The organism is Bradyrhizobium sp. Rc3b, from assembly GCF_900114915.1.
Lineage (GTDB): Bacteria > Pseudomonadota > Alphaproteobacteria > Rhizobiales > Xanthobacteraceae > Bradyrhizobium.
The window spans coordinates 96,558-122,049 of the sequence record NZ_FOUS01000009.1 but is presented as its reverse complement, the minus strand read 5'-3'; the positions used below and the strand labels follow the sequence as shown (position 1 = coordinate 122,049).

Annotated in this window: 23 protein-coding genes; 11 read left to right on the top strand and 12 right to left on the bottom strand. The window is 64.0% G+C overall.

Going from position 1 to position 25,492, the window contains the following annotated elements; genetic code table 11:
• Positions 1–63 precede the first annotated feature (63 nt).
• The 3 genes from BM190_RS21895 to BM190_RS21885 are packed head-to-tail and all read right to left on the bottom strand — an operon-like array spanning position 64 to position 3,752.
• The gene (locus tag BM190_RS21895; protein ID WP_026202469.1) at positions 64–1,305 is read right to left on the bottom strand and encodes an urea ABC transporter substrate-binding protein; all 1,242 of its coding nucleotides are present in this window, start codon (positions 1,303–1,305) and stop codon (positions 64–66) included.
• 33 nt (positions 1,306–1,338) lie between these two features.
• Positions 1,339–2,334, bottom strand: coding sequence for an acetamidase/formamidase family protein (locus BM190_RS21890; protein ID WP_018321012.1), 996 nt, complete (start codon positions 2,332–2,334; stop codon positions 1,339–1,341).
• Between the two features lie 17 nt (positions 2,335–2,351).
• Positions 2,352–3,752, bottom strand: coding sequence for an amidase (locus BM190_RS21885; RefSeq protein ID WP_018321013.1), 1,401 nt, complete (start codon positions 3,750–3,752; stop codon positions 2,352–2,354).
• A gap of 428 nt (positions 3,753–4,180) precedes the next feature.
• Between BM190_RS21885 and BM190_RS21880 the strand changes: the two genes are divergently transcribed.
• Positions 4,181–5,356 (top strand): transporter substrate-binding domain-containing protein, encoded by a 1,176-nt coding sequence (locus BM190_RS21880; RefSeq protein WP_018321014.1) that lies wholly within the window; start codon positions 4,181–4,183, stop codon positions 5,354–5,356.
• Complete coding sequence (locus BM190_RS21875; protein WP_018321015.1) at positions 5,353–5,940, top strand: ANTAR domain-containing response regulator; 588 nt, start codon at positions 5,353–5,355, stop codon at positions 5,938–5,940. Before BM190_RS21880 ends, BM190_RS21875 begins: the two co-directional genes overlap by 4 nt.
• A 42-nt stretch (positions 5,941–5,982) precedes the next feature.
• On the opposite strand, the gene BM190_RS21870 is transcribed toward BM190_RS21875, so the two are convergent.
• From BM190_RS21870 to BM190_RS21845, 6 genes are read right to left on the bottom strand one after another with little or no spacing between them, the layout of a single operon-like run.
• Complete coding sequence (locus BM190_RS21870; protein ID WP_018321016.1) at positions 5,983–6,360, bottom strand: NUDIX hydrolase; 378 nt, start codon at positions 6,358–6,360, stop codon at positions 5,983–5,985.
• Positions 6,361–6,363: 3 nt separating this feature from the next.
• Positions 6,364–7,314, bottom strand: a complete 951-nt coding sequence (locus BM190_RS21865) for an endonuclease/exonuclease/phosphatase family protein (protein ID WP_244550701.1) — start codon at positions 7,312–7,314, stop codon at positions 6,364–6,366.
• Positions 7,203–8,012 (bottom strand): carbohydrate ABC transporter permease, encoded by an 810-nt coding sequence (locus tag BM190_RS21860; protein WP_018321018.1) that lies wholly within the window; start codon positions 8,010–8,012, stop codon positions 7,203–7,205. Before BM190_RS21860 ends, BM190_RS21865 begins: the two co-directional genes overlap by 112 nt.
• Positions 8,009–8,929, bottom strand: a complete 921-nt coding sequence (locus tag BM190_RS21855; RefSeq protein WP_018321019.1) for a carbohydrate ABC transporter permease — start codon at positions 8,927–8,929, stop codon at positions 8,009–8,011. Before BM190_RS21855 ends, BM190_RS21860 begins: the two co-directional genes overlap by 4 nt.
• Positions 8,930–8,986: 57 nt before the next feature.
• A complete protein-coding gene (locus tag BM190_RS21850; protein ID WP_092258933.1) occupies positions 8,987–10,234 on the bottom strand; it encodes an ABC transporter substrate-binding protein in 1,248 nt (415 codons plus the stop codon).
• Positions 10,235–10,290: 56 nt separating this feature from the next.
• Positions 10,291–11,310: an ABC transporter ATP-binding protein gene (locus tag BM190_RS21845; RefSeq protein ID WP_092258930.1), complete on the bottom strand. Its 1,020-nt coding sequence runs from the start codon at positions 11,308–11,310 to the stop codon at positions 10,291–10,293.
• 222 nt (positions 11,311–11,532) lie between these two features.
• Here BM190_RS21845 and BM190_RS21840 point away from each other — a divergent pair, with 222 nt between their 5' ends.
• From BM190_RS21840 to BM190_RS21800, 9 genes are all read left to right on the top strand, one after another.
• The gene (locus BM190_RS21840) at positions 11,533–12,336 is read left to right on the top strand and encodes a DeoR/GlpR family DNA-binding transcription regulator (protein ID WP_092258927.1); all 804 of its coding nucleotides are present in this window, start codon (positions 11,533–11,535) and stop codon (positions 12,334–12,336) included.
• Between the two features lie 170 nt (positions 12,337–12,506).
• Positions 12,507–13,901, top strand: coding sequence for an ABC transporter substrate-binding protein (locus BM190_RS21835; protein ID WP_092258924.1), 1,395 nt, complete (start codon positions 12,507–12,509; stop codon positions 13,899–13,901).
• A gap of 3 nt (positions 13,902–13,904) precedes the next feature.
• On the top strand, positions 13,905–14,840 hold the full coding sequence (locus tag BM190_RS21830; protein ID WP_092258921.1) for a carbohydrate ABC transporter permease: 936 nt from the start codon (positions 13,905–13,907) through the stop codon (positions 14,838–14,840).
• Complete coding sequence (locus BM190_RS21825; RefSeq protein ID WP_063684287.1) at positions 14,837–15,676, top strand: carbohydrate ABC transporter permease; 840 nt, start codon at positions 14,837–14,839, stop codon at positions 15,674–15,676. The genes BM190_RS21830 and BM190_RS21825 overlap by 4 nt, the downstream gene beginning before the upstream one ends.
• The gene (locus BM190_RS21820; protein WP_092258918.1) at positions 15,673–16,725 is read left to right on the top strand and encodes an ABC transporter ATP-binding protein; all 1,053 of its coding nucleotides are present in this window, start codon (positions 15,673–15,675) and stop codon (positions 16,723–16,725) included. The genes BM190_RS21825 and BM190_RS21820 overlap by 4 nt, the downstream gene beginning before the upstream one ends.
• Before the next feature lie 4 nt (positions 16,726–16,729).
• A complete protein-coding gene (locus tag BM190_RS21815) occupies positions 16,730–17,503 on the top strand; it encodes a GntR family transcriptional regulator (RefSeq protein ID WP_063684289.1) in 774 nt (257 codons plus the stop codon).
• Positions 17,504–17,533: 30 nt separating this feature from the next.
• The gene (locus BM190_RS21810; RefSeq protein WP_092258915.1) at positions 17,534–19,177 is read left to right on the top strand and encodes an arylsulfatase; all 1,644 of its coding nucleotides are present in this window, start codon (positions 17,534–17,536) and stop codon (positions 19,175–19,177) included.
• Between the two features lie 3 nt (positions 19,178–19,180).
• Positions 19,181–20,155: a formylglycine-generating enzyme family protein gene (locus BM190_RS21805; RefSeq protein WP_177237214.1), complete on the top strand. Its 975-nt coding sequence runs from the start codon at positions 19,181–19,183 to the stop codon at positions 20,153–20,155.
• Between the two features lies 1 nt (position 20,156).
• Positions 20,157–21,947 carry a chloride channel protein gene (locus BM190_RS21800; protein WP_092258909.1) on the top strand — a complete coding sequence of 597 codons (1,791 nt, stop codon included), beginning with the start codon at positions 20,157–20,159 and terminating at the stop codon, positions 21,945–21,947.
• A gap of 5 nt (positions 21,948–21,952) precedes the next feature.
• On the opposite strand, the gene BM190_RS21795 is transcribed toward BM190_RS21800, so the two are convergent.
• Genes BM190_RS21795 through BM190_RS21785 form a run of 3 tightly spaced genes read right to left on the bottom strand, consistent with a single transcriptional unit; the run spans position 21,953 to position 25,426 of the window.
• Positions 21,953–22,675 carry a GntR family transcriptional regulator gene (locus BM190_RS21795; RefSeq protein ID WP_092258906.1) on the bottom strand — a complete coding sequence of 241 codons (723 nt, stop codon included), beginning with the start codon at positions 22,673–22,675 and terminating at the stop codon, positions 21,953–21,955.
• 28 nt (positions 22,676–22,703) lie between these two features.
• Positions 22,704–24,299 (bottom strand): GMC family oxidoreductase, encoded by a 1,596-nt coding sequence (locus BM190_RS21790; RefSeq protein ID WP_092258903.1) that lies wholly within the window; start codon positions 24,297–24,299, stop codon positions 22,704–22,706.
• Entirely contained in the window at positions 24,299–25,426 is a 1,128-nt protein-coding gene (locus tag BM190_RS21785; protein ID WP_092258900.1) for a mandelate racemase/muconate lactonizing enzyme family protein, read from the bottom strand. The genes BM190_RS21790 and BM190_RS21785 overlap by 1 nt, the downstream gene beginning before the upstream one ends.
• Positions 25,427–25,492 lie beyond the last annotated feature (66 nt).

The following is a 25,492-nucleotide window of genomic DNA, read 5'->3' as shown; positions in this document are numbered from 1 at the left end:
TCGTTGCGGCGCCGGTCTTGTTCAGAAACGTGACATCAAACACGAGCAAGATCCGTGCCCGCCTCAGGACTTCTTGGGGAGATGGCTCGGCGTGTACTGATCCTTGTCGTTCTTCTTGGTGAGATCGCACCCGATCTCGCCAAGCCAGTAAGGCTGGATCGTGCCGTAGTCCTTCTCGACCTTCACCTCGTGCTTCGGCCCGACCGATATCAGGCGCATGCGGTGAGAGGTGTGCTGGCTCTTCGGGTCGATGCAGACCTTGCCCTCGGGCGCGTCGATGCAGGCATCGCCGGTCGCGATCACTTTCCGCATGTCCTCGAGCTTGATCGATTTCGCCTTCTCGACCAGCGCCTTGTACATGTAGAGCGCGTTATAGGCGTTGTACCCCATGTCGTTGATGTAAAGCTCGTCAGGGAACTTGGCGTGCCAGCGCTTCTTGAACTCGGTGGCCTCGGGCGTATCGATCTCCTCGAACCAGTTCGCAGTCGCGTGCATGTTGTTGAGGGCCGGCGGCTTGAACCGCTTGTGCTCGAAGCCGAGCATGACCTTGATCGACGAGCCCATCGGCAAATTGAGGTTGGCCGCCGCCGCCTGCTCGAAGAACGAATCTTGGGCAGCGCCGACATTGATCGTCAGCAGCCAGTCGGGCTTGGCCTTCTGGATGTTCTGGATGGTCTGCGCGAACTGCGACACGCCGAGCGGGATGAACTCCTCGCCGACGACCTCGCCGCCGAGTTCCTTCATGATCTTGCGGTTCCACTCCGCCGAGATCTGGCCGAAATTGTAGTCGGCCGCGATGACATAGACCTTCTTGCCGAACTTCTCGACCATCCAGGGGATCAGCGTCGAGAATTGCTGCTCGGGCACCGCGCCCATGCTGATCATGCTGGCATCGCAGACGCCGCCTTCGTACTGGTTGGTGTAGAAATACGGCGTCGTGGTGCGATCGACGATCGGACGCAGCGCCTCGCGCGAGGCCGAAGTGATGCCGCCGATCAGTACGTCCACCTTGTCGCGATTGAGCAGGCGCCGGCCGAATTCCTGGTAGCGTGCGTTATCGCCCTGGGGATCGAGGTGGATCAGCTCGATCTGCCGGCCCAGAATGCCGCCGCTCTTGTTGATCTCCTCGACGGCGAGCTGCGAGCCGTGCAGCTTCGGCATGCCCATGAAGGCAAGATCGCCGGACACGTCTTCGAGCAGACCCACCTTCAGCGGCGGCTCCGCGGCGTTGGCAATACTCATCGACGCCGCGGTTCCGAACATGGCGCCGAGCAAAACCATCCGTAGCTTGTGTCCCGAATTCATCGTGATGTCCCCTCTATGGAAAGCGGCTGGGTGTCATGGCTTGAGGTAATTCTTCAAGATGGACGCCCCCATCGTGTATTTGGGGTCGACCATGTTGCCGAGGCGCATGCGGCCGGCCTGGCTGAGCAGCATGTAGGCGTCGATCTCGTCGAAGCCGTAATCGGCCGCCATCCACCGCACCAGTTCGCGATAGGCGATGCGCGCGGCGTCCTCGAGCGGACGCGCGCTGCCGATCGTCATGATGAAGTCCTTGGTCTCGAGCCGCGGCCAGGCGAAGCTCCAATTCTTGATCAAATCGACCTGGAGCGTGACAGTCGCACGCTGCTCGAGCGCAACGCCGGAGAGTTCGCCGTCGCCCTGCGTTGCGTGGCAGTCGCCGACGTAGAGCATCCCGCCGTCGGTATGCACCGGGAAATAGATGATCGCGCCGGGCGCAACATCGGGCAAATCCATGTTGCCGCCGTGATAGTCCGGCTGCAGCGACGAGATCGCCTCGATCTCCGGCGAGACGCCGATGGTGCCGATGAAGGGCTCGTAGGGCAGCGTGAGCTTGTCGTTCCAGCGCACGCCGCTCCTGTCGACATGCAGCTTCTTTACGCGCTCCGGCAGCGGCGGATTGAGCAGTGCCGTCGACCCGGTCCCGACCAGCCCACCGAACTCCGGAATGATGCAGGTCGTGCCGGCCGGCTGCTCGCCCCGTGTCTCGACGTCGCGAATATAGATCGCGAGGCAATCGCCCTTCTTGGCGCCCTTCACCGCGATCGGCCCGCATTGCGGGTTGAGATAGGGAAAGTTCAACTTGGCGGTGGGACTGTCGGTGTCCTTGGTCAACACGCCGCCGAACGCATCTTCGGTCTCGACGACGACGACCCCGCCGGGGTCGATCGACAGGGTCGGCTTGGCATAGGGACCATAGACGTAGTGGAAGTCCCCCTGCTGCTCGATGGTCAGGCTATGTGTCGTGCCGGTCGCGCCCTTGGCGACGGCGCGCTTGGCCATGATGGATGTCTTCAACCAGTCTTCAGACATGAGATCGGCTCCTCGACTCAGATCGCGGGATGACGCTTGTGCCAGTCGGTGACGCGCTGGAACGCATCGCCCGCGCGAACGAGACCGGCCTCATCGAAATGACGGCCGACGAACTGGAAGCCAATCGGGCCGCCGTTCGCCGCGAAGCCGCCGGGCAACGTCACGGTCGGGCTTCCCGTCATGTCGAACGGGCATGTAAAGCGGAGCAGGCCTCCGATCAGCGAGGCGTCCTCACCGAGCGCTGCCATCTTGGCAAGCGTCGGCGCGGCGAACGCCTGGGCCGGGATCGCGAGGAGATCGACCGTCTCGAACAGCACACGCACGGCGCCGCGAAACGCTTCGCGTCGGAGCGCGATCTTCTGGTAATCCATGCCGGACTGTTGCCGGCCGAGATCGAGCAGGCCGGTCAACGCCGGGCCGTACTCGTCCTTGCGCGCTGGATAGGTCTCCTCATGCGCGACCGCGACTTCGATGCCGCAGAGCGGGAACCAGTCGTCGATGATCGCTTTGGGATCGGGAAAGGCAACTTCCTTGATCTTCGCACCGAGATCGGCCGCGACCCGCAACCCCTCGGCCAGCACCTTGCCGGCATCGCCGTCGGTGCCTTCGCTGGTCCAGCGCCGGTCGAGGCCGATGGTCACGCCGCGCAGATCGCCGGTCAGGCCGGCGAGATAATCGGGTACCGACAGCGGAACCGCCGTCGTATCCTTGGGATCTTGCCCGGCGATCACGCGAAGCAGCGCGCCGCAATCGACCGCGCTCCGCGCCATCGGGCCGATGTGATCCAGCGTCGGTGCCAGCTCGAACGCGCCGTAGCGGCTGACCCGTCCCCAGGTCGGCTTGAGCCCGGTGACACCATTGGCCGCGGACGGAAAGCGGATCGACCCGCCGGTATCGGTGCCGAGCGAGCCGAAGCAGAGGCCGGCCGCGGTCGCCACGCCCGAGCCGCTCGACGATGCGCCGGGCCAGAGATCCGCGTTCCACGGATTCTTCGGCGGGTCGATCTTCGGATGATGATCGGCATAGGCGCCCTCGGTCTGCTGCAGCTTGCCGAGGATGATCGCGCCGGCCTCCTTCAGCCGCGCAACCACCGTGGCGTCCTCGGTCGGGCGAAAGTCGCGATGGATCGTCATGCCATGCGCGGCCGGCGCGCCCTTGGCCCAGCAGAGATCCTTCACAGCGACCGGCACGCCGTGCAGCGGTCCCCTGATCTTGCCGGAAGCGATCTCCTTCTCGGCCGCGGCCGCTTCCGCGAGCGCCGAGTCGGCCATGACATAGGCGAAGCTTTTGAGCTTGCCGTCGAGCTTCTCGATCCGGCCGAGCATCGCCTTGGTGGCTTCGACCGGCGACAGCTCCTCCGCCTGGATCTTCCGTCCGACGTCGACGAGACCGAGATAGTGGAGATCTGTTGCCGCCATCGTTCCTATCCTCCCACGCGATGTGACGCACACGCACGCTCGCGCGCGGACATGCGTCACCGTTCTGGCGACGCGGACGCATCGCCAGCTGTCCTGGCGGCAAAACGAAAAAAGCCACCCGCCCCTCCCGAATGAGGTAACGAATGGCTCAAATGCCGCGGCTATGATCTATCGCTTAGGGGCCGTGATCGAACGAAGCACTTGGTTAGCAAAGAGCTGGACGTCATCGGCCAGATCAGCGCACGCGAGGTTCGACAGGTCGCCCTGTAGGAGAAAAGTCTAAGTAACTGACCATCGTGTTGTCAACGATACTCCCTGCCTAAATTTCGAGAGTGCTGCGCAGAAAAACGGCAAGCCGACTCTAAGCCCCTTGCGCTCTCATCGGCGATGATGATTTCATCTTCGCGTTTCGCGATCGAAAGCCGTCAATGACAAAGCCGTCTGTTCCCGTTGGCATCATCTGCTCGCAGTCAGGGCCCTATCAGGCAATGGGCCGCGAGATCCTCAAGAGCGCGATGATGGCGGTCGACGAGATCAACACGCAGACCGAGTTCGCCTTCTCGATCACGCCCCACATCCGCGACCCCCGCGGCATCGTCTCCGAATATCACACGGTCTGTGACGATTTGATCCGCAATGTCGGCGTCGAGCACATCATCGGCTGCTACACCTCGGCCTCGCGCAAGCAGGTCCTCCCCATCGTGGAGCGCACCGATCGCCTGCTCTGGTATCCCGCCCGCTACGAGGGCTTCGAGTGCTCGGACAACGTGATCTATGTCGGCGCCTCGCCTAATCACAACGTGTTGCCGCTGGTCCGCTACGTGCTCGACAATCTGTCGCGAGAGTTTTTCTGTGTCGGCTCCAACTATGTGTGGACCTGGGAGACCAATCGCGTCACCCGTGAGCTGGTCAGCGCGGCAGATGGCCACATCCTCGCCGAACGGCTGCTCGAGCTCGGCGAAAGCGCCGTCGGTCACATCGTCGACGAGATCGTCCGCCGCAAGCCGCCGATCGTGTTCAACACGCTGGTCGGAAGCTCGAGCTACGACTTCATCCGCGCCTTTGACGCCGGCACCAAAGCCGCCGGCCTCGAGATACCCATGCTGAGCTGCAGCCTCTGCGAGCCGGAACTGGCGATCGTCGGTCCGGCATCGGCCGGCTGCATCACCTCGTCGGCCTATTTCGAGAGCATCCGCCTGCCGGAGAACCGCGCCTTCGTCGCACGCTGGAAGGCGCGCTACGGCGCGGACAGCAGTCCTTCCGTGGACGGGCAGTCCGCCTATGTCGCGGTCTATCTGCTGGCCCGCGCGTTGCAGCGCGCGGGGACGTCCGACATTGCCGAGGTGCGGCGCGCCGCGGCGGGCTATCGCTACAATTCGCCGCAAGGACCGGTGTGGATCGATGGCGGCAACAATCATTGCGTCCTTACACCACGGCTTGCCGTATCCAATCCGCAAGGACAGTTTGATATTTTCTGGGAAGCCGACGCGCCTGTTAAGCCTGATCCCTACCTGACGCAGCTCGACGTTGCCGTCAGCCCGTCGAAAGACACCTCGGCGGGCTGCGCATTGCCGAACGCGCCGCATTTGCGGGTTGTGAAATGAGCAGACCGTCTTCATTTTCGCTACGCGGACGCAAGGCGCTCGTCGCCATCAAGGACGAGCGCGACTCAACCATCGTGCGACGGCAGTTCGAACGTCTCGGGATCGAGGGTGTCGCATGGACGCCGGCGGAGCCCGTCGGCTTCGCCCCTGATCTATCGCTGATCGACGACGAGTTCCTGCCCCTGCTGCAACCGGCGCAACGCGCGTACCTGGCGCGATCGCCCGTCATCGCCCTGCTCGGCACCGAAACGCCGAGCCGCCTCAAGCTGGTGTTCGAGCTCGACCCGGCATCGTTCCTGATCAAGCCGCTGCGGTCCGCCGGCATTTACGCAGCGCTCGTCATGGCATTCGAGCGCAACGAACGCACAGGCGAATTGAAGCAGCAGATTCTCAAGCTTGAGCAGCGCCTGCGGTCGCGTCGCGTCGTGCTCGCCGCCGTTCTCCAGGTGATGCATTCGCATGCGCTCGCCGAACCTGCCGCCTTTGCCCTGATCCGCAGAACCGCGATGGAGCAGCGCAAGACGATCGAAGAACTCTCGGCGGAGATCACTGCCAGGGGCGTGCTCCCGCGCGCAACTGGTTAGACTGCCTGTACTGCTCCGCACAGCGAACAGCCAGGCCCCCGCCTATTTCGGAAACAGCTTGTCGCGAATGTAGCGCGAGGTTGGGGTCAGCTTCAGTCCGCGCGGCTTGCGCCATTCCGCCCGGTCGAGCTCCTTCTTGTCGCCGATCTTCAGGGGACCCGAGGCCTTCTTGCCCAGGAAGATCGCATCGCTCATCCTTCGGCCGGACCTGCGGTTCTTGCCGTTGACTTCCTTCCACAGCCTCAACTCGCCAAGCCTGAGCTTGGGCAGCTCCTCCATGATCTCGCGATCGAGGCACTTTCTCTCACTCTCGCCGGCACGCCTGCGGCCGCCCGGAAACATCCAGCGCTTGTCGCGCCGCCGCCTGACGAGGAGCACCCTGCCCTTCCTTGCCACAACAAGCTTTGATGACTTCGCCATTCTCTAGTCCGCCACTTCGATCCCGAGGGGTTGGTGGTCGGACGCATCGGTTGCTGCGTTGACCTCGATGCTGCGCACGCGACGGACCAGATCCTCCGTGACGAAGATGAAGTCGCGACAGTCCGGCCCGTCGGGCCATTGCGCGCGATCAAAGATGCCGCATGTCGGCGCCCGCGGGCGACCCGGACGATTGGCGGTCCACGCATCGCGGTAATTCAGGCCGGGCCGGCCGGCGCGGTCGATCAGGGCGTGCTGGGGATCGGCCACGTCGAAATTGAAATCGCCGCACATCAGGCTCGACGCCGCGACGGTCTGGCTCCCATATGGCTCATCGTGCCGGGAGCTGGCCTGCTTGGGACTCCCCGATGCGTCCTGCTGCAGGTCGAGCAGCCGCGTGATCTGCGCCTGACGCTGATCGGCCGAATGAAACTCGAGATGCGTGTTGACGATGCGGATCGCGCCAAACGAGGCTTGAACCGTCACCTCCAGGGCGTGACGGCGCATGCTGCGCACCCCACCCGCGCCCGGGAACGGCAAGAGGTGATTGGCGATCTGCAGCACCGGCAACCGCGACAGCGTCATGTTGCCGAAACAGTGGATACTGCCCGCGCGATCCACCGTCTCGATCGCCGGCCGGAATATCGCGGAGTAGCTGGGCAGCAAGGCCACGAGCTGGGCGCTCTGATCCGCGCCATCGCCAAATCTCGAAAAATTGGCGCTCACTTCCTGGAAGCAGAACACGTCGGCATCGAGCGACTGCCTGGCGACGGCAACGATCCTGGACAGATCGGTGACGCCGTCGCACCCCTTGCCGCACTGAATGTTCCAGGTGAGAAGCCGCATTACCGGATACCCGCGCGCATGAATGACTGAACGAACTGACGCTGGAACAGCAGGAACGCGATCAGCAGCGGGGCCATCGTCATCACGGTCGCGGCCGTGATCACCGACCAATCCACACCAGTTTCAGGCGCGCCGAACACGGCAAGACCCACCGTGAGCGGACGCGCTTCCACCGAATTCGTGACGATCAGCGGCCACAGGAAGTTGTTCCAGTGATAGCTGACGGAGACGAGGCCGAAGGCGACGTAGGTGGGGCGTGCCAACGGCACATAGACCCGCCAAAGGATCACGAGTGGGCCTGCTCCCTCGACCCGCGCGGCCTCGACCAGCTCCTGAGGCACGCTCTTGAAGGTCTGCCGCAGCAGAAAGATGCCAAAGGCGCTCGCCATGTAAGGCAGCGCGATGGCAGGGATCGTATCGAGCAAGCCCAGCTTGGCAATCGCGCGATAGTTCTCGACGATGAGGACGTCGGGCATGATCATCAGCTGGAGCAGCACGAGGGCGAACGCCATGCCGCTACCTTTGAACCTGAAGCGCGCAAAGGCATACGCAGCCAGCGTCGACAGGATGAGTTGGCCAACAAGAACCAACGTCACCAGCACGACCGTGTTGAGATAGTACCGGGCGAACGGCGCCTGCTTCCAGGCCCGCGTGAAATTCTCCAGCGTCCAGGGCGCGGACAGGCTGAACGAGGTGGCGTAGGCAGCCGGATGCAGCGCGCTCCAGAAGGCATAGGCCAGCGGGGCGAGCCAAATCAAAGCCAGGAGCCATGCTGCGACGGCTTCGACGGGGTGTGTCCGGCCTCTCATTGGTAGTGGATCCTGCGATCGAGATAGCCGAACTTGATCAGCGCAATCGCGCTCAGGAGCATGAGAAGCACAACCGTCAACGTTGCCGCGTAGGACGAATCCTGGAACGTGAAGGCGACCTCATAGATGTAATAGAGCAGTAGCGTGCTGGCGTTGTTGGGACCGCCCTTGGTCATGATGACCAGATGGTCCACCAGCTTGAACGAGTTGATGACCGCATTGATGGCCACGAACAGCGTGGTCGGCATCAGCAGCGGAAAAGTGATCCGGCGGAACGTGTACCATCGGCTCGCGCCCTCGATGGAGGCGGCCTCATCGAGGTCCGGCGAGAGCTGCTGCAGCGCCGCCAGATAGAAGATCATGAAGAAGCCGGCTTCCTTCCAGATCACCATAACGATCAGGCAGCCCATCACCGTCGAGGGATCGCCGAGCCAGTTCCGGCCGCCGAGGCCGAACAGCCCGCGCAGCTGATCGAGCGCGCCGTAATCCGGCGTGTAGAAGAACAGCCAGATGTTGGCGACGGCGATCATCGGCAGCACGGTCGGCGTGAAGTACGCCAGCCGCAGAAAGCCGCGGCCGCGCATGTTGCGATTGACCCAAACGGCCATGATCAGCGCGAGCGCGATCGACGTCGGGATCGTGCCGAGCGCGAACCAGAAATTGTTGACCAGCGCCTTCCAGAAGATCGGATCGGCCGCCATGGCCCGGTAGCTGTCCGCCCCGACGAAGACCTCGGTGCCGTTCCGCTTGGTGATGAACAGCGAATGCCGGATCGTCGCCAGGATCGGCCAATGCGTGAACGCAACCAGCAGCACCGCCGCCGGCAACAGCAGCAGCCACGCATTCACGGCATTCCACCACGCCTGCGACCGGGCGCGGCGTTCGGAGATTGGCGATGAGGCGGCGAAGTCGGTCATTCTAGAGTCGGCGGAATGGCGGCGAACCGCCACCCCGCCATGTCCCTTACTTTGCGCTTACTTGGCGGCGCGCAGCACGCGGTCGGATTGCGCCTGCGCTGCGGCCAGCGCTTCCTGCGGCTTCTGCGAGCCCGTGACCGCAGCCTGCACGGCATCGTTCACGAACTTGTAGATGCGACCGTTCTCGTGGACGGAGAGCTCCGGCACGGCATGCTCGAGCTGATCGCGCGCGACGGTCGCCTGCGGAAAGCCCTTGGCGTAGTCTTCCATCGCCTTGGTCTTGTAGGCGGCCGGCGACACCGCGACGTAGCCGGTCTTCATGCTCCATTCCGCCGCACGCTCGGGCGCCGTCATCCACTGGATGAACTTGACGGCGGCCTTCTGCTGCTCGGCCGAAGCGCTCTTGAAGATGTAGAAGCTGCCGCCGCCGGTCGGCGATCCCCGCCGCTCCTTGGCCGGCAGCATGGCCACGCCGAACTGGAATTTCGCGGCGTCCTTGACCGCCGTGAGGTTGCCCGTCGTGTGCCACATCATCGCCGTCTTGCCTTCGAGGAAGTCGGTGCGGAGCGTCGCCCAGTCGATGCTGCCGGTCGGCATGACGTTGTGCTTGCGCGACAGGTCGACCCAGTAGTCGAGCGCGCCGACCGTCTTCGGCGCGGTGAGATACACCTCGGTGCCGGCCTCGTTCATCATCTTCTGGCCGTTCTCAATGGCGAGCGCCTGCAGCATCCAGTAGCCGTAGCCGGTCGTCGGGATCTCGACGCCCCAACGCGTCGTGTTGGCGCCGTCCTTCCTGACCAGCTTCTTCGACATCTCGACCATTTCGTCCCAGGACGCCGGCGCCTTCTCGGGATCGAGGCCGGCTTCCTTGAAGGCGTCCTTGTTCCAGTACAGCACGATGGTCGAACGCTGGAACGGGATGCTCCAGGTCTTGCCGTCCACCTGGCCGTTGGCCATGAACGCGGGATAGAATTCCTTGAACCAGGCCTTGTCGCCGACGAGGTCGTCAAACGGCACGACGGCATTCTCGTCCATCAGCGTGAATACGTCGGTCGACAGCAACACCGACAGTTGCGGCGGCTGCCCGCCCTTCATGGCGGTCATCGCCTTGGTCATCGTGTCCGTGTAGTTGCCAGCATAGACCGCCGTCACCTTGATATCCGGATTGTCCTTCTCGAAGCGCGAAACCATGTCATCGATGATCTTGGTGACGGGACCTCCGACCGCGACCGGATAGTACATCGTCAGATCCACCGCAGCGGCGGGACGCATCGAGAGCACGGCAAGTGCGGCTGCCATCAACATCGTTCGTCGCGCAAACATCTCTCTCTCCCTCTGTAATCCGCCGAGCGCCACCGCTGCTATCCAGCGGAGGTCGCCAGCCGGCCCTCCCTGGCTGAAGTCTCCAATCGGCATTCCGTAGCCGGATCGAATCGATGCTCGTGACCGGCCTCCCAGGCCAGACGGACATCCTCGCCGGGCTGAACCTTGCTGAACCCGTCGAGTCGCACCGAGATCGGCTGACCGTCGATGTCGCACAGCACGATGCTGTCGGCCCCGAGATGCTCGACGGCCTTGACCCGCGCCGCATGATCCCCATCCGGCACGATGCGGATGTGCTCCGGCCGAACGCCGATGAGATGATTGCCCTGACGCACCAGATTCATCGGCGGTGTACCGATGAACCGCGCCGTGAACGCCGTCGCCGGCCGGTTATAGAGTTCTTCCGGCGAGCCGTTCTGCTCGATACGGCCGTCGCGCATCAGCACGACGCGGTCCGCCATCGTCATGGCTTCGGTCTGATCGTGGGTGACGTAGACCATCGTCATGCCGAGACGCTGCTGCAACGCGCGGATTTCCGTTCGCATCTCGTGCCGCAGCTTGGCGTCCAGGTTGGAAAGCGGCTCGTCCATGAGACAGACCCGCGCCTCGGCGATGATGGCGCGTCCCAGCGCGACGCGCTGGCGCTGCCCTCCCGACAATTGCGACGGCTTGCGATCGAGCAGATGCGCGAGACCAACGATGTCGGCGACGCGACGAAGCCGGGCGTCGCGTTCGGCGCGCGACACCCGCCGCACGCGCAGGCCGAAAATGATGTTCTCGGCCACGCTCAAATGCGGGAACAGCGCATAGGACTGGAAGACCATGGAGATCTTCCGGTCCGCCGGCGACAGGCGGGTCACGTCCACGCCGCCGATGGCGATCGTGCCGGCATCGGCCTCCTCGAGCCCGGCGATCAGCCGCAACGTGGTCGACTTGCCGCAGCCGGACGGCCCCAGCAGCACCAGCAGCGAGCCCTCGTCCGCCGTCAGACTGATGTCATCGACGGCGCGCATCGCGCCCCACGACTTGGAGACATGATTCAGCGTAATCGCCGACATGGCCGGTTCGCTCGCAGCATGATGCGGCTACGCTGATGGCGGCTCGCTCCAACGGAGCAGCACAGTGCCGGTCAAAGACCAACCCATACATCCTCCCTCGAGCCACGCGCATTCATCAGCGTAGCGACTATTATGTTCATATGAACATAGTGTGACACCATATGAAACAGAAAATTGCGTCCGGTCTGTCCAAATGATACCTTTGTCGCGAACGGAGGGCTCATGGCCAAGAGCGCCACGACACGTCAGGTCCACATACTGGAGATCGTGCGCGAGCAAGGCTTCGCTTCCATCGAGCATCTTGCGGCGCGTTTCGAGGTGACCCAGCAAACCATCCGCCGCCTTGTAAATGCGCTCTGCGACCAGGGATTGCTTCGCCGCGTGCACGGCGGGGTCAGTCTCCCTGTCCAGAATCAGAACCTCGCCTACAACAGCAGACACAGGCTGAACGCCGACGCCAAGCGGCGGATCGCGCATGCGACCGCCAAACTCATTCCCGACGGGACGTCGTTGATGATCGGGCTCGGCACGACGCCCGAATATGTCGCGCAGGCACTCTCCCGCCGACGGCACCTGCGGGTGATCACCAACAGCCTGAACGTGGCCGCAGCCTTCTCGCACAATCCGGACGTGGAGATCACCATTGCCGGCGGGACGCTGCGGCCGCTCGACCGCGACATCATTGGCGAGGCCGCCGTGCATTTCTTCTCGGGATTTCGCGCCGACTTCGGAATCTTCGGCGTCGGCGGCGTCGATGCAGACGGCTCGCTGCTCGACTTCCATGTCGATGAAGTCAAGGCACGCCAATCCATCGCCGCCAATTCACGAACGTCCGTGCTCGTGGCCGACATCACCAAATTCGGGCGCAATGCGACGGTTCGTGGCGGCCACCTCGACGAGTGCCACCATCTCGTCATCGACGACCGATTGCCGGCAGCGTTCGAGCTGATCGCGCAGCGGTATAGCGGCCAGATTCATGCAGCCGGCGACGCTCGCGCAGATTTCGAACTCCTCGGCGACACCTAGCCGGCAACTGCACCTCATCGCTGCTCGGCCCCATCGCGCCTTCCGGAGGCGAGGTCTGGGGTCGATTCATCCTGCGCGCCGAACGGCCTTGTCGCGATTGACTTGTTATAACATTTGGGCAAAAGTCCTAACTAACCGGAAATATAAATCCGGATTTTCGGGAGGACCACATGTCGTCATTCACGCCGACGCGACGAACGCTACTCAAGACGGGAACCGCAGCCGCCGCTTTCGCGACGCTTGGTCCGGCGTTTCTCAGGCAAGCTGCCGCGCAGGACGCCGACCTCGCGCCTTACAAATCCGCTCAGATCGACTGGCAGCAGGTCTCCGGCGAGACCATCACGGTCGCCGTGATCCCGGCGAGCTATTTCGAAAATCTCATCACGCTGGCGCCGCAATTCAAGGCGCTCACCGGCATCGACGTCCGCTTCGAGAAGATTCCGCCGGCGCAGATCCGGCAGAAGAGCGTCATCGACCTGACCTCGAAGACCGGCACCTACGCGACCCATGCCGCGGATCCCATGTATTACGCGCTCTATGCCGCGAACAAATGGGTGGAGCCGCTCGACACTTATCTCGCCGACAAATCGCTGACCGATCCGGCCTGGTTCAAGCTCGACGACATCATCCCGGCCTGGCGTAGCGCCAACGGCATCGACGGCAAGCTCTACGGCATGCCCTATGACGGCGAAGTCACCATTCAGGTCTATCGCAAGGACCTCTATGACGCGAAGGGCCTGAAGCCGGCTGACACGCTAGAGGCCTACATGTCCAATGCCGCAGCGTTGAACACGCCGAACGATCGCGTCTGGGGCGCAGCGTTGCGCGGCGTCGCCGGTGCCGGCCAGAACATGTACATCTATCCGTCGATCTTCCGCGAATTCGGCGGCGACTGGATGAAGGGTGGCAAGCTCACCGTCAACGGCCCCGAGGCCGAGGCGGCACTCGCCTGGTACGTCGACATCATGAAAAAGTACGCGCCGACCGCGGCGGCGAACTGGAACTGGCCCGACATCGCCGACGCCTTCTCGCAAGGCACCGTCGCCAGCTACATCGACGCACACTCGTCGGCTTCGGTCATCAACAATCCCGAAAAATCCAAGGTGATCGGCAAGGTCGCCTATGCGCGCTGGCCCAAGGGCCCCTCGGGCAAGCGCACCACGTCGATCTGGAATTGGGGCTTCCCGATCAATTCCGCACTGCCGGAGAAGAAGCGCAAGGCGACCTGGCTGTTCATCCAATGGGCTGCCAGTGCCGAGACCCAGGCGCGCACCGCGCACAAGTTCGCCGGTCCCACCAAACGCTCGGGCGTCAACCGCACCTCGGTGTGGAAGGATCCCGACTACATCAAGCTGATGAACGGCTTTGGCGAGAACTTCGTCGAGGTCACGATGGGTGCCCTGCAGGAGGATACCGACGTCGACTGGCGTCCGCGCGTGCCGCAATGGCCGGCGATCGGCGACACCATGGCTACCGCGATCCAGTCGGCCCTCTCCGGCCAGGCCACGATCAAGGCCGCATTGGACGATGCACAGCGCCGCATCGAACCGATGATGCGCGGCTGAGCCATGACGACGACAGCGGTGACATCGGCCGGGATCGCGAGCGAGGCGCCCCGCAGCGATTTCGGCCGCGTCCTGGCGCAGCGCGAGCGCAGGTTTGCAGCGGCCCTGCTTGCACCGGCCTTTCTTGCGCTGCTCGCCACGACGACGTTTCCGCTGCTCTTCCTGGTCTATACCAGTGCATTCCGGATGGATCTGGCGATGCCGTTCACCAACGGGTTCGTCGGATACGAGAACTATCAGGTTCTGCTCTCCGACGAGCGCTTCTGGACCTCGCTGCTGGTGAGCCTCGTCTATACCGGCTCGACCGTCGCGCTGCAGGTCATCATCGGCCTCGCGCTCGCCTTGCTGGTCATGGACTTGAAGCGCGGCCAGGGCTGGTTCAGGGTCATCGCCATCCTGCCCGTGGTCCTTTCCCCGGCCGTGGTCGGCATGATTTGGCGTACCTTCATGCTGGCGCCGGAATTCGGCATCGTCGACTTCCTCGCGATAAATGCAGGGCTCGGCAGCAAGAACTGGCTCGGCGATCCCACGCTTGCGATGGTCTCGGTGATCGCGATCCACACTTGGCAGTGGACGCCGTTCGCGTTCATGGTGCTGCTGGCCTCGCTGGCCTCCTTGCCCGAGGACATCTACGAGGCCGCGCGGCTCGACCGCGCCTCGGCCTGGCAGCGCTTCCGCCGCATCACCCTGCCCTTGCTGCGCCCGGCGATCGTCATGGTCATCATCATGCGGACCATGGTGGCGCTGACCGCGTTCGCAGCGATCTTCACCGTCACCGCCGGCGGCCCCGGCACCGCGACCGAGATCCTCAACCTCTATGCCTATCGGAAATCCTTCACCGAGCTGTCGATCGGCTACGGTTCGGCGCTCGCGGTCGCGCTCCTGGTCGTGACCATCATCATCTCCGGCATCCTGTTCGCGATCCGGAGGGCGAAATGACCGCCAAGCGCCTCCGCATCATTGCCCTGCTCGCGATCTCCACAGTCTTCCTGCTCGCCTGGGCGTTTCCGATCGTCTGGAGCGTCATGAATTCGCTCAAGACCGATTCGGACGTGCTGGCCTATCCGCCCAAGCTGGTGTTCACGCCGACGTGGGAAGCCTATCGCGACGTATTGTTCGGCTCGGGATCAATCCTGCCGAACCTGCTTTCCAGCGTCATCATCTCCGTCGGCACCACCGTGGTCACCATGCTGATGGCGGTGCCCGCGGCCTATGCGCTGGCGCGCCTGCGCTTTCGCGGCAAGAAGTTCGCGGGCTTCTACGTGCTGGCCACGCAGATGCTGCCGCCGGTCGGCATCATCATCCCGTACTTCCTGGTGTTGCGGAACATCGGCTGGATCGACACCTATCAGGGCATCATCCTGATCTATCTGTCGTTCTCCCTGCCCTTCGCGATCTGGCTGCTGGTCTCCTATTTCGAGGACATTCCTTTCGAGATGGAGGAAGCCGCCTATCTCGATGGCGCCAGCCGATTGAAGACATTGTGGCGGATCATCATTCCGCAGGTCCGTGGCGGCATCGCCGTGACGGTCGTGTTCGTGTTTCTAAATGCGTGGAACGAATTTTTGTTCGCCGTCGTACTCAGCGGCAACACGGTGCGCCCGGTCACGGTCGCCATGTTCAATTTCGTCTCCGTCGAGCAGACGCTGTGGGCCAAGCTCGCCGCGGTCTCGGTTCTCGCCATGCTGCCTGTCGTCGTCCTCGGCGTGGTCGCGCAGAAGCATATCGTGAAGGGCCTGACGGTCGGTGCAGTCAAGGGCGGAGGACGCCGATGAGCGGCCAGGGTCAGGTCAGTTTTCGCAACATCGTCAAGATGCACGGCGAGTTCGCCGCGCTGAAGGGCGTCAATTTCGACATCAAGCCCGGCGAGTTCTTTGCCCTGCTCGGTCCGTCCGGCTCGGGCAAGAGCACGACGCTGCGCATCCTCGCCGGCCTCGACGCACCGACCGCCGGCCGCGTGCTGATCGACGACAAGGACGTCACCTCGACAAATGCGCGGGACCGCGACATCGCCATGGTATTCCAGAGCTACGCGCTTTACCCGCACATGACGGTGGCCGAGAACATCGCCTTCCCGCTGGAGATGGCCAAGCTGCCGAAGGCCGAGATCACGCCCGCCGTGAAGGACGCGGCGCGCAAGGTGAAGATCGACCATTTGCTCGACCGCAAGCCGGGCCAGCTCTCGGGCGGCCAGCAGCAGCGCTGTGCGCTGGCCCGCGCCATCGTGCGCAAAGCTCGCCTGTTTCTGCTCGACGAGCCGCTCTCGAACCTCGATGCAAAGCTGCGGCTGGAAACCCGCGCCGAGTTGAAGAAGCTGCAGCGCTCGCTCGGCGTCACCGCGGTCTACGTCACCCACGACCAGGAAGAGGCCATGACGCTTGCGGACCGCATGGCGGTGTTTATGTCAGGCGAGATCCAGCAGGTCGGTACGCCCGCAGAGGTGTTCGCCCGCCCGAACTCGATCGACATTGCCGGCTTCATCGGCAATCCCCCGATGAACCTCGTTCCCGCCCGCTACGTGGACGGCGACGTCATCATCGCCGGCCATCGCCTCAAGACGACGGCCACGACCCGAGGTGAGCGCGATGTGGTGGTTGGACTTCGGCCCGGCGCCCTGCGCATGGCGGTGGGTGGCCTCGGTGCCCGCGTCGATCTGATCGAGGATCTCGGCGATACCGCCGTGCTCGACCTCGACTGCGCCGGCACGATGATCCGCATGCGCGTCGCCGACGGCAACATTCCCGGCGAGGGCGACACGATCTCGATCACGGCCCGACCGCAAGACATTCATCTGTTCGATCCAGCAACACGCATGCGGCTCTGACACCATGGCTATTCAAACACGCAAGAAGAAGCCCGCGCCGCTCGGCAGCGATGTCGTTGCGGAAGGCTCGACGCCCCTGCATATCCAGATCCGTGAATCCATTCGCAGCCAGGTGCGCGACGGCAAGTTGATCGACGAGACCGGCCGCCTGATGACCGAGGCCGAACTCGGCCGCCATTTCGGCGTCAGCCGCATCACCATCCGCAACGCTATAGCCCCCCTCGTGAACGAAGGCATGTTCGACCGCTCGCGCGGCCGCGGCACCTTCCTGCGCTCGAACCAGCCCGAGAACTGGGTCGGCCACCTAATGGGCTTCTCGGAAACCATCCGCGACGCCGGCTACCAGGCCGGCGCCACGATCCTGCAGCAGGGCATGACCAACCGGCACGATGCCGCCGTTCGCGAGCAGCTGCGCGAGCGTGCCGTCTGGCAGCTCCGGCGCTTGCGGCTCGCGGACGACACGCCGATCGCCATCGAGCACGCCTTCTATCCCCCGGATATCGGTCTCGAGCTCGAGAAGCGCGATCTGGTCTCGATCATCATGTACCGCGTCTTCGAGGACGAGCTTGGTCTCGCCATCAAGGACGCCCAGCAGACCATCAGCGCCGACCTCGCCGACGCCGGCAGCGCCAAGCTGCTGGGGGTCAAGGTCGGCTCGCCCCTGCTCTCCATCGAGCGCGTCACTTTCGGCAAGGACGGACGGGCGCTCGAGCTGCTGCGCGCCGTGTACTTGCCGAAATATTTCCGCCTCAGCATCAGCCTGACGCGCCGCCACTAACCGCCACACGTCAATCACGAGGACAAGAACATGCCGAATGGCGCAAAGACCCCTGACACCCCCAACATCCTGCTCATCCTCAACGACGACATGGGCTTCTCCGACATCGGCTGTTACGGCGGCGAGATCCAGACGCCGAACCTCGATCACCTCGCGGCCAATGGCTTGCGCTATTCGCAGTTCTACAACACCGCCCGCTGCAGCCCTTCACGCGCCTCGCTTCTCACCGGCCTGCATCCGCACCAGACCGGCATCGGCATCCTCACCTACAGCAACGGCCCGGAAGGCTATTCCGGCAATCTCAACAAGAGCTGCGTGACAATCGCCGAAGCCCTGAAGAGCAAGAACTACACCTCCTACCTCAGCGGCAAATGGCACATCGCCAGCAGCCTGACGGAGCCGACCGACGCATGGCCGATGCAGCGCGGCTTCGACCACTTCTACGGCACCATCATCGGCGCCGGCTCCTTTTACCATCCCAACACGCTCACCCGCGGCAACGACAATATCGAGCACGAGGCGGTGAAGGATCCCTCGTTCTTCTACACCGATGCGATCAGCGATCAGGCTGCCGCCTTCATCCGCCAGCACAAGGCGCAGAAGCCCGACGCGCCATTCTTCCAGTACGTCGCCTATACGGCGCCGCATTGGCCGCTTCATGCCCATGACGAGGACATCGCCAAGTACAAGGGCCGCTTCGATGCGGGCTGGGACCGGCTGCGCGAGGAGCGCCTCAAGCGCCTCGTCGACGACGGCATCATCCATCCGAACTGGCGCCTGACCGATCGCGATCCGACCCAACCGCCGTGGACCGACGCGGAGCAGCGCGAATGGACGCTGCGCTGCATGGAGGTCTACGCGGCCCAGATCGACCGCATGGACCAGGGCATCGGCCGCATCCTGAAGGCGCTGGACGAGACCGGCCAGATGGACAACACGCTGATCATCTTCCTCTCCGACAACGGCGCCTGCGCCGAGGACATTCCGGAAGGTGTCACGGCAGAGGAGCTGGTTGACCAGCTCATGATCGCGCAGGCGAAGACGCGCGACGGCAGACCGGTGCGCTTCGGCAATGACCCGACCCTGCTGCCCGGCGACGAGGACACCTACCAGAGCTACGGCACCGCCTGGGCCAACCTCTCCAACACGCCGTTCCGTCTCTACAAGCACTGGATCCACGAAGGCGGCATCGCAACCCCGTTCATAGTGCACTGGCCGCGCGGCATTTCCGAGAGAGGCGGCCTGCGGCACAATCCGAGCCAGCTCACCGACGTGATGGCAACCATTCTCGACGTCACCGGCGCCACCTATCCCAAGGAGTATAACGGCAACGCCATCCTGCCCTGCGAAGGCGAGAGCCTAGTGCCGTCATTCGCCTCGGCCTATGGCAACCGTGGCCCGCTGTTCTGGGAGCACGAGGGCAACGCGGCCGTTCGCGTCGGCAAGTGGAAGCTGGTGCGGAAGTATCCCGGCCCCTGGGAGCTCTACGACATGGAGACGGACCGCACCGAGATGAACGATCTCGCCGCGCAGCATCCGGATCGCGTCCGCGAGATGACGGCGCAGTATCAGCAATGGGCCAATCGCTGCGGCGTGATCCCGCGCGAGAAGATTCTGGAGTTGATGAAGGCGGAAGGCGGCACAGCCTTCTGGGAGGAAGAGAAGCAGAAATAGGACATGACCGGGGATCGCTCACACTGTTGCACCCAGCGCGCCGCCGGCAGCGGGCCGGCGATGGGCGAGGATGCGCAAGCGGCGATCACTCCCAGTTCAACTCCGATCCTGCGCCGCTGGAGCTCGCTGATCGGCGGAACCTTCCACATGGGATCCGCCGGTATCGGCTTCGTCGAGGACGGCGAAGGCCCGGTACGGCTGGTGACGTTGTCGCTGTTTGCCATTGCCTGCCACACCGTGAGCAATCTGCAATTCGGCGACTTCGTCCGGGCCACGGGCTACACGACGGATGCCGAACGCTACGGCTGGAGCTTTGTCTTCGACGGGCTGTTGCCGGAAGAGACACGTGCGGCCCGCACGACGCGCGTTCAGGAAACGCCATGGTGGGTCCCGGTGACGCGCGCCTATTGGGCGCAGCCGGAAGGACCTGCGAGCAGCATCCTGGACAGGCTCGATCATCCCGTCGTCCACGTCTCCTGGAACGACGCACAGGCCTATTGCCGATGGTCCGGCACGCGCATGCCGACCGAGGCGGAATGGGAGATGGCTGCGCGCGGCGGGCTGGACCGGGCCACCTACCCCTGGGGCGACGAGCTGAAGCCCGGGGGCGAGCATCGCTGCAATATCTGGCAGGGCAACTTTCCCGACCGCAATACTGTCGATGATGGCTATTTCGGTACGGCGCCGGTTCACAGTTTCATGCCCAACGGACATGGCCTGCACAATGTCGCCGGAAACGTCTGGGAATGGTGCGAGGACTATTTTTCCCCGAGCTATCACCGCCTCACGCCATCGCGAGATCCCTTGAACCGCGAGCCTGCTCCCAACCGGTCGATGCGCGGCGGATCCTTCCTCTGCCACGAATCCTACTGCAATCGCTACCGCGTCGCGGCGCGAAGCTCCAACACGCCCGACTCCGCGTCCAGCAATATCGGCTTCCGCGTCGTGCGCGCCGAATCGCTGCGGGATCCGGCCTAGGATGGCGCCGGCATCACATCCTGCGAAGCCGGCCGCGGCTCCCGGCATCCGCCTGCTGCCGTTGTTCCTGCGCAACTTCGTGCGCAATCGCGAGACCGGCCTTGTGCTGGTCGCGATCGTCGTCGGACTGCTCAGTGGCGTGCTGGTGGCTGCGATCTCGAGCCTCAGCCAGGTTTCTCACGCCCTGCTGTTCGACATTCCTTTCGATGCACATCTCAGCGCCACCGGCGTGATCTCCTGGCAGCGCACGCTGCTCGTGCCGATGATCGGCGGCCTGGTGCTCGCGCTGATCGGACTGTATTTCGCCCGGCGCGTGAAGGGACAGCAGCTCGCCGACGCAATCGAGGCCAATGCGATCTATGGCGGCCGGGTGTCCTTTCGCGGCAGCCTGCTGATCTCGATCCAGACGCTGCTGTCCAACGGGTTCGGCGGATCGGTCGGTCTGGAGGCCGGCTATACCCAGATTTGCTCGATGTTCGGCTCCCATGTCGGCCAGCGCCTGGCTGCCCGTCGCAACGACATGCGGCTGCTGGTGGCCTGCGGCGCCGCGGGGGCGATCAGCGCCGCGTTTTCCGCACCGCTCGCGGGTGCCTTCTACGCCTTCGAGGTCGTGCTCGGCGCCTATACGTCCGCCGGTCTCGTGCCGGTCATCGCCAGCGCCGTCACCGCATGGCTCGTCGCGCGGCAATTGACGCACCAGTCCTTCCTGATGGTGCCCGGCTTCCCCTCGCCGGTCTCCGTCGAGATGATCGGGCAAACCGTGCTGATCGGCATCATCTGCGCTTTCGTCAGCATCCTCGTGATGCTCGCCGTCGCATTCTCCGAGCGCTGCTTTCAGCGCATCACGGTGTTCAAGGGCTTCCTGCGCCCAATTCTCGGCGGCCTCCTCCTCGGCGGCCTCGCCTTGCTGACGCCCACTGTGCTCGGCGCCGGTCACGGCGCGATGCAGATCCTCCTGGTCAGCAATCCGACCTGGCTTCTGCTCACGACCACGATCGTGTTCAAGATCCTGGCCTCCGCTATCTCGCTCGGCTCCGGCTTCCGCGGCGGCCTGTTCTTCGCCTCGCTGTTGCTGGGCGCGCTGATCGGGCAGCTCTACAGCATCGTGCTGACGGGCCCTCTTCCCACGCTGGCGCTTCAACCCGGCACGGCCGCCATCGCGGCGCTCGCTGCACTCGGGACGGGCGTCCTTGGCGCGCCGTTCAGCATGGTGTGTCTTGCGCTCGAGATCACCGGCGATTTCTCCGTCACCGTTGGGGCGGTGGTCGCGTCGTCGGTCTGCGCGCTGATCGTGCGCGAGCTGTTCGGCTACAGCTTCGCCACATGGCGCTTCCATCTGCGCGGCGAGGTGATCCGCGGCCCGCAAGACATCGGCTGGGTCCGGCAGATGAGCGCGGCTTCGCTGATGCGCACCGACTTCGAGAACGCGCTGACGACGATGCCGATCGGCGAGGCGCAAAAGCTGTTCTCGCCGGCACAAGTTCGCCAGATCGTGCTCCGCGATCCCAGCGGCATCTATGCGGGCATCGTGCCCGCCGCGACGCTGCATTCCGTCGCCAACCAGGACGACGAGCAGCTGGGGTCACTGGCCCAGCAACAGGATGAGTGCCTGCTCCCGACCACGCCGGTGCGCGAGATCCTGAAGGCCTTTGAACGCAGCGAGGCCGATGTGCTCGCGGTCGTCGATCGCACCGATCATCGCGCGACGATCGGCACCTTAAGCGAAGCCCACGTCCTGCGCACCTACGGGGAGGAGCTCGAGCGCCGGAACCAGGAACTGTTCTCGCGTTGAGAGGGCTAGGGCCGCAGATCCATGTCGATCCGCACGAAGTCGCCGCGATAGGTGACTTCGCCGAGATAGATCACGGTGCAGTCCGCGGTCGTGAAGATGCGGCGGACTTCTGCTACCGGCGAATTCAGCGGCACGCGCAGCAGCCGCGCGGCTTCGATGTCCGCGGCACCTATCGTCAGGGTCTGGCGCGCGCTGGCGATGGCGGGATCCCTGAGATCGTTCAGGATCGGAATCACGGTCTCGTTGCGAAAACGCTTCGGTGACCTGCGGAAGATCTTCTCGTCGAGATAGATGGAAATGACGCAATACGGCTGCTTCTCCCGCGAATGCAGCCGACGCATGAAGACATATTTTTCGGCCGGCTTGCCGTCGCCGGGAAGCAGCGGCGCATTGGTGCGGCTTTCCGAGATATTGATGATCTCGGGCGAAGTGTCGCGGTACATGTCGGCGAGATCGGATAGCGTCGTCTCGACCTTGAGCCAGCGATCCTGCCGCACGGTCCCTGTGACGAAGGTGCCGCGGCCCTGCTGTGCCTCGATCACGCCGTCGCGGGCGAGCAGCTCCACTGCCTGCCTGATCGTGACGCGCGACACGCCAAACTCGGCGGCCAGTTCCTCGTTGGCCGGCAGGCGAAACCCCTGGGTCCAGACGCCGCGTGCGATCCGCTGCCTGAAGATGTCGGCAATCTGCGCGTATTTGGGGACGTGACTATCGGAACTCAATTCCATCTCGCCCTCCGGAATTCAGGCCGCGCGATCAAGCCATGACCAGTGCGGCACCGCGTTCGCCAATCATCAGGCTGGTCGCATTCGTGTTCGCCGAGGTGATCTGCGGCATCACCGACGCGTCGATCACACGCAGCCGTTCGACGCCGCGCACGCGCAGCTGCGGATCGAGCACGGCCTGCGCATCCCGCCCCATGCGACAGGTCCCGACACAGTGAAACACCGTGCCACCAGTGTTGCGCGCAAAATTCCACAGTCCGGCATCATCCCTTGCTGCCTCACCCGGCACCATCTCGATATCCCAGAGCGGGCGAAAGGCCTTCTGCTGATAGATCTCGCGCAGAATCTTCAGACCTGCAACAATGGTCTTGCGGTCGATCTCCTCGGCAAAATAGTTTGGTACGATACGCGCCTGCTCGAACGGATCGGTCGAGCGGATCGCAAGCCGTCCGCGCGACTTTCCGTGGCATTGCCAGACCGAGGCGGTGAAGCCGGAATAGCTGTGCAACGGCTCGCCGGGCTTGTCGACCGAGAGCGGCATCACGTTGAACTGCACGTCCGGCCTTCCGCCGACTGCGTATTCCGTGCAGGCTGCGCCGCCCACCTGCCCCGCGCCGACCGTCAACGGACCGCTGCCCGCCAGCATCCACTGCAAGCCCATCCTGGCAAGCTCGATGGGATTGCGGACCTGATCGTTGAGCGAGATTCGCTCCTTGAGGCGGACGATCAGCCGGGCCTGATAGTGGTCCTGGAGATTGGCGCCGACGTCCGGAGAATCGGCAACGACGGGAACGCCGAGCTCGCGCAGCAAATCGGCCGGACCGACGCCGGAGAGCTGGAGGATCTGCGGCGACTGCAGCGCGCCGCCGGACAGGATGATCTCACGATCAACCGTCGCGCTGTGAACCTGCCCCTTGCTGATCCACTCGACGCCGGTGGCGACGCGACCGTTGAAAACGACCCTGCTGACCTGCGCATGGGTGATGATGGTGAGATTGGGACGGCCGGCGACGGGACGCAGAAACGCAGAGGCCGAACTGGTCCGCCAGTGCCGCCCGATGCCGAGCTGGTAGGTGCCGACGCCCAGCGTCGTGGCGCCGTTGAAGTCGGGATTGCGCGGTAGGCCGAACTCTACACCCGCCTCGACCCAGGCCTTCGATGCCGGATTGTCGTTGCGAAGGTCCGAGACTTCGAACTCCCCGAGCCCGCCATGAAACTGGCTCTCGCCGCCGCGATAGCGCTCGTAGCGGCGGAAGTACGGCAGGAGTTCGCGATAGCTCCAGCCATCGGCGCCGAGGCGTTGCCAATCGTCAAAATCCTCGTGCTGGCCCCGGATGAAGATCAGACCGTTGATCGAGGACGAGCCGCCGAGCACGCGGCCCCGCGGCCAACCGATGGCACGACCGCCGCTTCCCTCCGAGGGCTCGGTCCTGAACAGGCGCGAGAATCGCTCGTTGTAGATGGTCCGGTAGTAGCCGACCGGAAGCTTCAGCCAGAAATTCCGATCCGATCCGCCGGCCTCCAGCAACAGCACGCGGCACGACGGATCGGCCGACAGCCGGTTGGCAACGACGCAGCCGGCCGAGCCCGCGCCGACGATGATGTAGTCGTAGCCGCGTGCTGGCATCAGATCGTCCGGTATTGTTCGATGGCGGCAAGATCGGGCGTGATGCCGAGACCTGCCTCGTCGCCGAGCGTGATCATGCCGTCGTGGACGTCGAGCACCGGACCGCAGAAGCGGTCGCGCAGCGGGTTTTCATTGCAGTCGACTTCGAGCAACCCGTCGCCGCCGACGCCGGCGAGAAGATGCGCTGATGCCAGAAGGCCGATGCCGGCGCCGAGATAGTGCGGGCAGAACATCTTTCCCGACGCAAGGATTTCGCGCGCGATGCTAGCGCAAGCCGACAGCCCGCCCCATTTGGCGATGTCCGGCTGGACGACACCGAGCACCGGCTCACGCAGCAGCTCGGCAAAGCCGGCATGGCTCGCGATGTTCTCGCCGGCCGCGAGCGGAAAGCGGATGGCCTCGCGCAATTGCGCCCATTCCCGCCGGGGACGATCGGCGCGGATCGGCTCCTCGAGCCAGGCGAGACCGACGTGCTCCAGTTGCGGCGCGAGCTCCAATGCCTGCGCAATGGTCCAGCCCTGATTGACGTCGGCGGCCAGCAGACCTTCGCCCACAAGACGGCGCAGCGCGGCGAGATTGGCGCGGTCGGTTACCGGATCGAAGCCGATCTTCAGCTTCAACGCGCGGTAACCGCGGCCGAGCGCAGCTTCCGCCGTCCGCTCGGAGCCGACCGGGTTGATGCCGCTGGCGTAGACCTTGATCGTGCGCTCCGCCCCGCCGAGCAGCTTCCACAGCGCAACCCTCTGACGGCGCGCGTGGAGATCCCAGACGGCGAGATCGATGCCGGCGATCGCCTGCGCAAACGGGCCGGTCTCGCCGGATTGCAGCGCAAGCACCCAGGTTCCCTTCGTCAGATGCTCGAACGCGGCGGACGGCTCGGAGGCGGTGAATCCGACCAGAGCTGGCGCAAGCACCTCGTTGACGAGCCGAACACGATGTTCGGCTCCCGGTGCTGGAAAATTGCACCACACTTCACCCCAGCCGATATTGCCATCGCCGTCCTCGACGCGGACGAAGACGGCCGGCCGATCCTTCATCCGCCCAAAGGATGTGATGACGAGCGCGGTCAGCGGGTAGCGATAGCCAAAGGCCTGAACGCTTCGGATGGTGAAAGACTGCGGTGTCATGCGGGAAAGCCTGCGACGCCTACCAAAGGCGCCACTTGTATGGTCATCCTATTTATAATATGACCT